The organism is Streptacidiphilus melanogenes (assembly GCF_000787835.1).
Classification (GTDB): domain Bacteria; phylum Actinomycetota; class Actinomycetes; order Streptomycetales; family Streptomycetaceae; genus Streptacidiphilus; species Streptacidiphilus melanogenes.
The window spans coordinates 32,509-40,845 of sequence record NZ_BBPP01000056.1 but is presented as its reverse complement, the minus strand read 5'-3'; the positions used below and the strand labels follow the sequence as shown (position 1 = coordinate 40,845).

Here is an 8,337-nt window from a genome sequence, read left to right as displayed (position 1 = left end):
CCCACCGACGCCCGGCCACCCCCACGGTGACCGGGCGTCCGGCACACCGGGCCTCGGCGTCCGCTCGGACCGCCGTCCTCAGAGCGGCTGCACGTACGTCGCGACGCCGGGCTGGCCGGTCCAGTTGGGGCCGGCCTGAGGGTCCGCGCCGAGGTGGGCGAACGGGAGGACGGCGGGCCGGTCGGCGGGGTCCTCGTGGCGGAGCAGGTGGCGGCGGCCGTGGTAGGTGTACCCGGCGTCGCGCAGGGCGCGGAGGACCGGGCGCGCGGCGGAGCGGCCGTCGGGGAGACGGAAGGAGTCCGGGTCCAGGTGGGCGACGAAGAGGCCGCCCGGAGCCGGCCAGGTGACGGCGCGGGCGAGCAGGGCGAGCTTGTCGCCGAGGTAGTGGAGGCCGTGGACGCAGGTGACCAGGTCGTAGCGGCGGCCCGGTGGTGGCGACCAGGTGGCCAGCGAGGCGGTGACGAGCTCCACGCCGGTGGGGCGGGGACGGGGGAGCAGTGGCCCCACCAGGTCCACGCCGGTCAGGACCGCCCCGGCGGGCAGCACTGCGGCCGCCGCCCGCAGCGCCAGGCCCTCGCCGCTGCACAGATCCAGCCACCGCGGCCGATCCAGGCCGCCGAGCCGGGCGAGCGGGTCGAAACCGAGCTCGCGGGCGTAGCTGTTGACGCCGCTCAGGCCGCGCCCGCGGTTCATGGTGTTGTTCGCGACGACCGAGGTCCGCGCCAACTCCGCGTCCCCCAGCAGCGGCCGCGGGCTCAGCGTCACGTCAGGTCACGGCCACATGAGGCAGTACAGCTGGTGCCCCGCCTCGTGCAGGCGGTTCGCGAAGTCCTGCCACTCGTGGAGCATCTGGTAGATCACGAACGCGTCGCGCGGGCCCCGCCGGTCGGGCACCGTGGACCAGATGAAGGCCGCGCTCCCGAGCACGGCCTCGTCCGCCTTCAGCAGCGGCTCGACGACCGTCTGCGGGAGCTGGACGACGGCGTAGTCCGGGTGCAGGACCACCAGTTCCAGCGGGGGCACCTCGTTGAGGGGCATGCCGAGGATGCCCGTGAGGACCATCGCGCTGACGGTCTCCGGCTTGATCTTGGTGGAGAGGCTGCCGCTGATGGACTCCTCGGTGCCGCCGTCGAGACCGAACAGCTCGCCGAGGCGGCCGAGGGTGGCCAGGTCGCCGGCTTCGAGACCCAGGCCGTCGCGACCCAGGGCGGTGGGAACGCGGGCGGCCGTGGCGCGGTCGGGTGCGCCGAAGTACTTGTAGGTCACCCCCACGCGGCCCGCACCTCCACCTCCGTCGCCACGTCGCGACGTCGTCCCGTCCAACCCGCGCGCACGGCGCGCGGCGCGGCCACGCTCCGCGCCGCAGTCGGAGTCCTCACACTGCTCGGACACCCCGGACCATCCTTACCGTCCGTCGCCAATTTGCCAACAGGCCGCCGCGTACCTCCGCAGGACGGGCACACGCGTGCGCGCCGGCTGGCCAGATCATCGTCCCAGATGATCGGCGCGGACATGCCGTATGTGAGGCTGCGATTTTGAAACGACAGCGATTTGAGACCATGTTCCCGTGAGCGATCCCGTGAGCAAGCACACCATCGGCAGTCCGTACCCGTACGAGGCACCCGTCTCCCAGGCGTTGTTCGAACGCGCGTCCGTCGTGACACCCGGTGGGGTGAACTCCCCGGTCCGCGCCTTCAAGGCGGTCGGCGGCACCCCCCGCTTCATGGTCGCAGGTCAGGGACCGTGGCTGACCGACGCCGACGGCCGGGAGTACGTCGACCTGGTGTGCAGCTGGGGCCCGATGATCCTCGGCCACGCCCACCCCGAGGTCATCGCCGCAGTTCAGGACGCCGTCGCGCGCGGCACCTCGTTCGGCACGCCCGGTCAGGGCGAGGTCGAGCTGGCCGAGGAGATCGTGGCGCGCATCACCCCGGTCGAGCAGGTCCGCCTGGTCTCCTCCGGCACCGAGGCGACCATGTCCGCGATCCGCCTGGCCCGCGGCTTCACCGGCCGCGCCAAGGTCGTGAAGTTCGCCGGGTGTTACCACGGTCACGTCGACGCGCTGCTGGCCGCGGCCGGCTCCGGCGTCGCGACCTTCGCGCTCCCCGACACCCCCGGTGTCACCGGAGCCCAGGCCGGCGACACGATCGTGCTGCCGTACAACGACCTCGACGCCGTCCGCGCCGCCTTCGCCGCGCACCCCGGCGAGATCGCCTGCGTGATCACCGAGGCGTCCCCGGGCAACATGGGCGTCGTCCCGCCGCTGCCCGGCTTCAACAAGGGCCTGCTCGAGATCTGCCGCGAGGGCGGTGCGCTCTTCATCTCCGACGAGGTGATGACGGGCTTCCGCGTCTCCAAGGCCGGCTGGTACGGGTTCGAATCCGTGAACGAAGGGTGGTCCGCGGACGTCAAGCCGGACCTGATGACCTTCGGCAAGGTCATGGGCGGCGGCTTCCCCGCCGCGGCCTTCGGCGGCCGCGCCGACGTGATGGCGTACCTCGCCCCCGCCGGCCCGGTCTACCAGGCGGGCACCCTCTCCGGTAACCCGGTCGCCACCGCGGCGGGCCTGGCCCAGCTGCGCGCCTGCACCGACGCCGTCTACGCGACCGTCGACCAGGTCGCCGCCGAGGTCGGCGCGCTGGTCACCGAGGCGCTGCACAAGGAGGGCGTCGCGCACCGGCTGCAGACCGCGGGCAACATGTTCTCGGTCTTCTTCACCGAGCAGCCCGTCACCAACTACGACCAGGCGCGCGGCCAGGAGTCCTTCCGCTTCACCGCCTTCTTCCATGCCATGCTCAGCCAGGGCGTCTACCTGCCGCCCTCGGCCTTCGAGTCGTGGTTCGTCTCCGCCGCGCACGACGAGCGCGCGCTGGAGCGGATCGCCGCCGCCCTCCCCGTGGCCGCCCGCGCGGCGGCGGAAGCCACCGCCTAGGAGCACTGAGCTGTGAGCAAGAAGGACATCACCGTCGTCCACCTGATGCGGCACGGCGAGGTGCACAACCCGGAGGGCGTCCTCTACGGTCGTCTGCCCGACTACCACCTCTCCGAGCTCGGCCGGAAGATGGCCGACCGGGTCGCCGACCACCTCGCCGGACGTGACGTCACCCACGTCGTCGCCTCCCCGCTGGACCGTGCGCAGGAGACGGCCGCGCCGATCGCCGCCGCGCACGGTCTCGCTGTGGCGAAGGACGAGCGGCTGATCGAGGCCGACAACGTCTTCGAAGGCAAGACCTTCGGCGTCGGCGACGGCTCGCTGCGCAACCCGTCGCACTGGAAGTACCTGACCAACCCGTTCCGCCCGTCCTGGGGCGAGCCGTACATCGAGCAGGTCGTGCGGATGATGGGCGCGCTCGGCGCGGCCCGCGACGCCGCCCGCGGTCACGAGGCGGTCTGCGTCAGCCACCAGCTGCCGATCTGGGTCACCCGCTGCTTCGCCGAGCACCGCCGGCTGTGGCACGACCCGCGCCGCCGCCAGTGCTCGCTGGCGAGCCTGACGTCCTTCACCTACGAGGGCGACAAGATCGTCTCCATTGGCTACAGCGAGCCCGCCCGCGATCTGCTGCCGGCCCACCTGACCGGCAAGAAGGGCCCGATGACCAACAAGTCCTTCGGGGCCTGAGCATTCGGGTTCCTGCCATAAAGATCGATTAAATATCCACTACATGAAGCGTCGTGGCAGGTCAAGGGCCTACCACGACGCTTTCGTGGGGGGCGTGAAATCGGCCTAAACAAGCATGCGAAACTCTTCACATGACTCGCCGCCGCTCCGCGCTCGCACTCGCCGCCCTGAGCGGCGTTCTCATGCTGTCCGCCTGCAGCGGCACCAACGCCGCCGAGACCGGCGGCGGCAGTGACAGCGGCTACGTCGCCGGCACCGGCGAGTCCGTCTCCGTCCCGGCGGCGCAGCGCGGTGCGGCGATCAACCTCACCGGCAAGGACCTGAACGGCAAGCCGCTGGACCTCTCCGCCTACCGCGGCAAGGTCGTCGTGCTCAACGTCTGGGGATCCTGGTGCGGCCCCTGCCGCGCCGAGGCGGACGACTTCGAGAGCGTCTTCGCCGCCGACCAGGGCAAGGGCGTCGAGTTCGTCGGGATCAACACCCGCGACACCCAGATCGACCAGGCCCAGCAGTTCGTCGCGGCGCACAAGCTGACCTACCCGAGCTTCTACGACGAGGACGGCTCGCTGCTCCTGCAGTTCCCCAAGGGCAGCCTCAATCCGCAGGCCATCCCGTCCACGCTGATCCTCGACCGCCAGGGGCGCATCGCCGTGCGCGCGCTCCAGCCGCTCACCAGCGACCAGCTGAGCAAGATCCTCGATCCGGTGATCGCGGAGAAGTCGTGAGCGGGACGGTCCTGCACGGAGCCCTGCTGCTCGCGCTCCCGGTCGCGCTGCTCGCCGGAATGGTGTCGTTCTTCTCACCCTGCGTGCTGCCGCTCGTCCCTGGCTACCTCTCCTACGTCACCGGCTTCTCCGCCGCCGACCTCGCCGACGCCGACGGCCGCCGCCGCGGCCGGATGGCGCTCGGCGCGCTGCTGTTCGTGCTCGGCTTCACCGCCGTCTTCGTGTCGATGGGCGCGTTCTTCGGCTTCTTCGGCCAGACCGTCAAGCAGCACCAGACGCTGATCACGGAGATCTCCGGCGGACTGATCATCCTGATGGGGCTGGCCTTCATGGGCCTGCTGCCCGGCTTCACCCAGCGCGAGCTGCGCAGCCACCGCAAGCCCACCATGGGGCTGATCGGCGCGCCGCTGCTCGGCGTCGTCTTCGGCCTCGGCTGGACCCCCTGTGTCGGCCCGACCCTGGGCGCCGTCCAGTTCCTGTCCTGGAACCAGTCCAGCGCCGGCCGGGGGGCGCTGCTGACCCTCGCCTACTGCCTCGGCCTCGGGCTGCCGTTCATCCTGGCCGCCCTCGCGTTCCGGCGGACGCTCTCGGCGTTCGGCTGGATCAAGCGGCACAACCAGTGGGTGATGCGGATCGGCGGCGGCATGCTCGTCGCCGTCGGCGTGCTGCTGGTCACCGGCCTGTGGAGCGACCTGACGAACCAGCTGCAGTACTGGACCGACAACTACCAGGTGGGCATCTGATGACGACCGACCTCGACGCCGCCGAGCGGCTGAGCTCCGCCCCCGCGGAGGACGACGGGGGCGGCGGGGAAGTCGGCATCGGCCTGCTCGGCTGGCTGCGCTGGGGCTGGCGGCAGCTCACCTCCATGCGCACCGCGCTGATCCTGCTGTTCCTGCTCTCCCTCGCGGCCATCCCCGGCTCGCTGGTGCCGCAGACCGCGGCCTCGCCGACCCGGGTCGCCCAGTTCGTCGGCAACCACCAGACCCTCGCGCCGATCTACCAGAAGCTCGGGCTGTTCCACGTCTACAGCTCGTTCTGGTTCTCCGCGGTCTACATCCTGCTCTTCGTCTCCCTCGCGGGCTGCATCATCCCGCGCACCTGGCAGTTCGTCGGCGTGCTGCGCGCCCAGCCGCCCGCCGCGCCCAAGCACCTCGTGCGGCTGCCCGTCTACGCCACCTGGCGCTCCGGCGCGAAGGACGGCGAGGCCGGCGCCGAGAAGACCCTCGACGCCGCGGAGGCGCTGCTGCGCCGGCGCCGCTTCCGGGTCGCCCGCAACGGCAACGCGATCACCTCCGAGAAGGGCTACCTGCGCGAGGTCGGCAACCTGCTGTTCCACATCTCCCTCTTCGGCATGCTGATCGCCTTCGCGGTCGGCAAGCTGTTCGGCGGGATGGGCACCGTCCTCGTCATCGAGGGCAAGGCGTTCAGCAACAACGTCGCCATGTACGACGACTTCATGCCGAGCACCTTCTACACCGCAGACAGCCTGGTGCCCTTCGGCTTCAAGCTGGACAAGCTCGAGGCGTCCTACCAGACCAGCGGCACCCAGGTCGGCAACGCGCGCAACTTCCAGGCCAACGTCTCGTACTGGACCGGCAGCGACCCGACCAAGGCCAAGCGGGCCTCCATCGAGGTCAACCACCCGCTGAGCATCGACAACAGCAACGTCTACCTGACGAACAACGGCTACGCGCCGATCATCAAGGTCACCGACGCCAAGGGCGACGTCATCTTCGACGGGCCGACCCCGTGCCTGCCGCAGGACGGCAACAACACCTCGACCTGCGCGATCAAGGTCAACGACGGCTATGTCGACGACAAGGGCAACGCCACCCAGCTGGGCTTCTCGGCCCTGTTCACCCCGACCGCCGCGCCGCAGTCCGAGTTCAAGACGATGGGCCCGCACTCGATCTTCCCCGAGCTGCTCGACCCGCACCTGTACATCAACGTGTACCACGGTGACCTGGGCGACAACTCCGGTGCGCCGCAGAGCATCTACGAGCTCGACACCAAGCACATGAAGCAGTACATGCTGGACGGCCAGCCGCTGAAGTTCGACCGGACGCCGGGGCAGGGCTTCAAGCTGCCCGACGGGGGCACGGTGACCTTCACCGGGGTCGACCAGTGGGCCAACTTCACCGTCGCCCACAACCCCGGCACCGGCTGGGCGCTGACCAGCGCGATGATGGCCGTCGTCGGCCTGATCGGCTCGCTGTTCGTGCAGCGCCGCCGCATCTGGGTCCGTGCCGTCGCCGGCGAGGACGGCACCACCACCGTCGAGATCGCCGGCCTGGCCCGCAGCGAGTCGGCCCGCATCGCCGAGGAGCTCGCCGACCTCGCCCTCGAACTCCAGGACACCGCGCCCGCCGACCAGCCGGACGAGGACGCGATCGCAACAACCGAACCCGCAGCAGCCGACACCGCCGACACCGCAGCCGAGAAGGAGTGAACGTGATCCTCGCCGAGGCGGCGATCGACACCAAGTTCGCCAATATCTCCAACATCCTGGTCTACTCCGCGATGGCGGTGTTCCTGCTGGCCTTCCTGGCCTACGCGGCCGAGTGGACCTTCGGCGGCCGCAGCCGCGTCGCGCGGCAGTCGGCCGCGCTCGCGGCCAAGGCCGGCTCCTCCCTCGGGCAGGCCGTCGCCGACGCCGAGGCGCAGGAGACGGCCGCGCGCACCGCCCCGACCGTCGCCGTCAAGGTCACCGGCGCGAGCGGCAGCACCACGACGCTGACTCGCACCGTCGCCGCCAAGGCCGGCAAGGTCGACGTCGTCACCCGCGGCGACGCCGCCCCGCCCGTCGACGGCGTCGGCGCGTCCGGCGGCGACGAGGGCGCGGACCGGATCGGCCGCATCGCCGTCTCGCTGACCACCCTCGCCGCGCTGCTCAACCTGTGCGCCGTCATCACCCGTGGCATCTCCGCGCACCGGCCGCCGTGGGGCAACCTCTACGAGTTCACCGTCGCCCTGACGATGATCGCCTCGCTGCTCTTCGTGGCGCTGCTCGCGTCCGGCAAGAACGTCCGCTGGATGGGCCTGCCGGTCACCTTCGGCGCGGTCGTCGGCCTCGGCATCGCCGTCACCGAGTTCTACGTCGACTCCGAGCAGCTGGTCCCGGCGCTGCACTCGTACTGGCTGTGGATCCACGTCTCCGGCGCCATGGTCTGCGGCGGCGCCCTCTACGCCGGCGCGATCGCCGCGATCCTCTACGTCGCCAAGGACGTCTACGAGTCCCGCAAGGCCAAGGACACGGTCAAGCCGGACGGCTGGTGGTCGGACGTCTTCGAGCGTCTGCCCGCCGCCGCGACGCTCGACAAGTGGTCCTACCGGATCAACGCCTTCGTCTTCCCGCTGTGGACCTTCACGATCATCGCGGGCGCCATCTGGGCCGAGGCCGCCTGGGGCCACTACTGGGAGTGGGACCCGACCGAGACCTGGGCGTTCATCACCTGGGTCGCCTACGCCTGCTACCTGCACGCCCGCGCCACCGCCGGGTGGAAGGGCCGCAAGGCGGCGGTCCTGGTCTTCATCGCCTTCGCCTGCTACCTGTTCAACGCCTACGGCGTGAGCATCTTCATCAACGGCAAGCACAGCTACGCCGGAATCTGAGGCCGTACGACAAGCCGAGGAACGGGACGCCGGGTGACACCCGGCGTCCCGTTTTCGTCGCTGTCACCCGAAGCGGGCAGAATGCGGCCACGGCTTTCTGCCACGGCTCTCTGCCGCGGCTCCAACGGGGACCGGGAGGACGGCATGACCGCCAGGACGGCTACGGACGCGTTCGGCACCGACGGCAGCGAGGGCGCTGACCCGTTCGGCACCGCCGCGCTGCGCAGGCGGGTGCTGGACGCGTGGGCGGCCGCGCCCGCCCGGTTCCGCGAGGACGCCAACGCCGAGGAGGAGCTGGCCCTCGGCGGATACCGGGACCGGCTCGTCGTCGAGCTCGCCCAGAACGCCGCCCACGCGGGCCCCCGCCCCCGCGGCCCC

At 71.0% G+C, this 8,337-nt stretch carries 9 protein-coding genes; 7 read left to right on the top strand and 2 right to left on the bottom strand.

Going from position 1 to position 8,337, the window contains the following annotated elements:
- Window positions 1–78: 78 nt before the first annotated feature.
- Entirely contained in the window at window positions 79–765 is a 687-nt protein-coding gene (locus tag TR49_RS35480) for a class I SAM-dependent methyltransferase (RefSeq protein ID WP_236653673.1), read from the bottom strand.
- A 6-nt stretch (window positions 766–771) separates the two neighbouring features.
- A complete protein-coding gene (locus TR49_RS35475) occupies window positions 772–1,392 on the bottom strand; it encodes a hypothetical protein (protein ID WP_439654156.1) in 621 nt (206 codons plus the stop codon).
- 175 nt (window positions 1,393–1,567) lie between these two features.
- Here TR49_RS35475 and hemL point away from each other — a divergent pair, with 175 nt between their 5' ends.
- From hemL to TR49_RS44240, 7 genes are all read left to right on the top strand, one after another.
- A complete protein-coding gene (gene hemL / locus TR49_RS35470; RefSeq protein WP_236653672.1) occupies window positions 1,568–2,932 on the top strand; it encodes a glutamate-1-semialdehyde 2,1-aminomutase in 1,365 nt (454 codons plus the stop codon).
- A gap of 45 nt (window positions 2,933–2,977) precedes the next feature.
- A complete protein-coding gene (locus tag TR49_RS35465) occupies window positions 2,978–3,619 on the top strand; it encodes a histidine phosphatase family protein (RefSeq protein WP_042389644.1) in 642 nt (213 codons plus the stop codon).
- A 131-nt stretch (window positions 3,620–3,750) separates the two neighbouring features.
- Window positions 3,751–4,344: a TlpA family protein disulfide reductase gene (locus TR49_RS35460; RefSeq protein ID WP_042389617.1), complete on the top strand. Its 594-nt coding sequence runs from the start codon at window positions 3,751–3,753 to the stop codon at window positions 4,342–4,344.
- Window positions 4,341–5,087 (top strand): cytochrome c biogenesis CcdA family protein, encoded by a 747-nt coding sequence (locus TR49_RS35455; protein WP_042389615.1) that lies wholly within the window; start codon window positions 4,341–4,343, stop codon window positions 5,085–5,087. The genes TR49_RS35460 and TR49_RS35455 overlap by 4 nt, the downstream gene beginning before the upstream one ends.
- Entirely contained in the window at window positions 5,087–6,796 is a 1,710-nt protein-coding gene (gene resB, locus TR49_RS35450) for a cytochrome c biogenesis protein ResB (RefSeq protein ID WP_042389613.1), read from the top strand. Before TR49_RS35455 ends, resB begins: the two co-directional genes overlap by 1 nt.
- A gap of 5 nt (window positions 6,797–6,801) precedes the next feature.
- On the top strand, window positions 6,802–7,959 hold the full coding sequence (gene ccsB / locus TR49_RS35445; protein ID WP_042389643.1) for a c-type cytochrome biogenesis protein CcsB: 1,158 nt from the start codon (window positions 6,802–6,804) through the stop codon (window positions 7,957–7,959).
- A 144-nt stretch (window positions 7,960–8,103) separates the two neighbouring features.
- A partial coding sequence (locus TR49_RS44240) for a hypothetical protein (RefSeq protein ID WP_042389611.1) occupies window positions 8,104–8,337 on the top strand: 234 nt, incomplete at its 3' end.

Coding starts and splice junctions, on each gene's coding strand:
- TR49_RS35465 (WP_042389644.1), top strand. CDS start 2,978: ATGCGGCACGGCGAGGTGCACAACCCGGAGGGCGTCCTCTACGGTCGT.
- TR49_RS35460 (WP_042389617.1), top strand. CDS start 3,751: ATGACTCGCCGCCGCTCCGCGCTCGCACTCGCCGCCCTGAGCGGCGTT.
- resB (WP_042389613.1), top strand. CDS start 5,087: ATGACGACCGACCTCGACGCCGCCGAGCGGCTGAGCTCCGCCCCCGCG.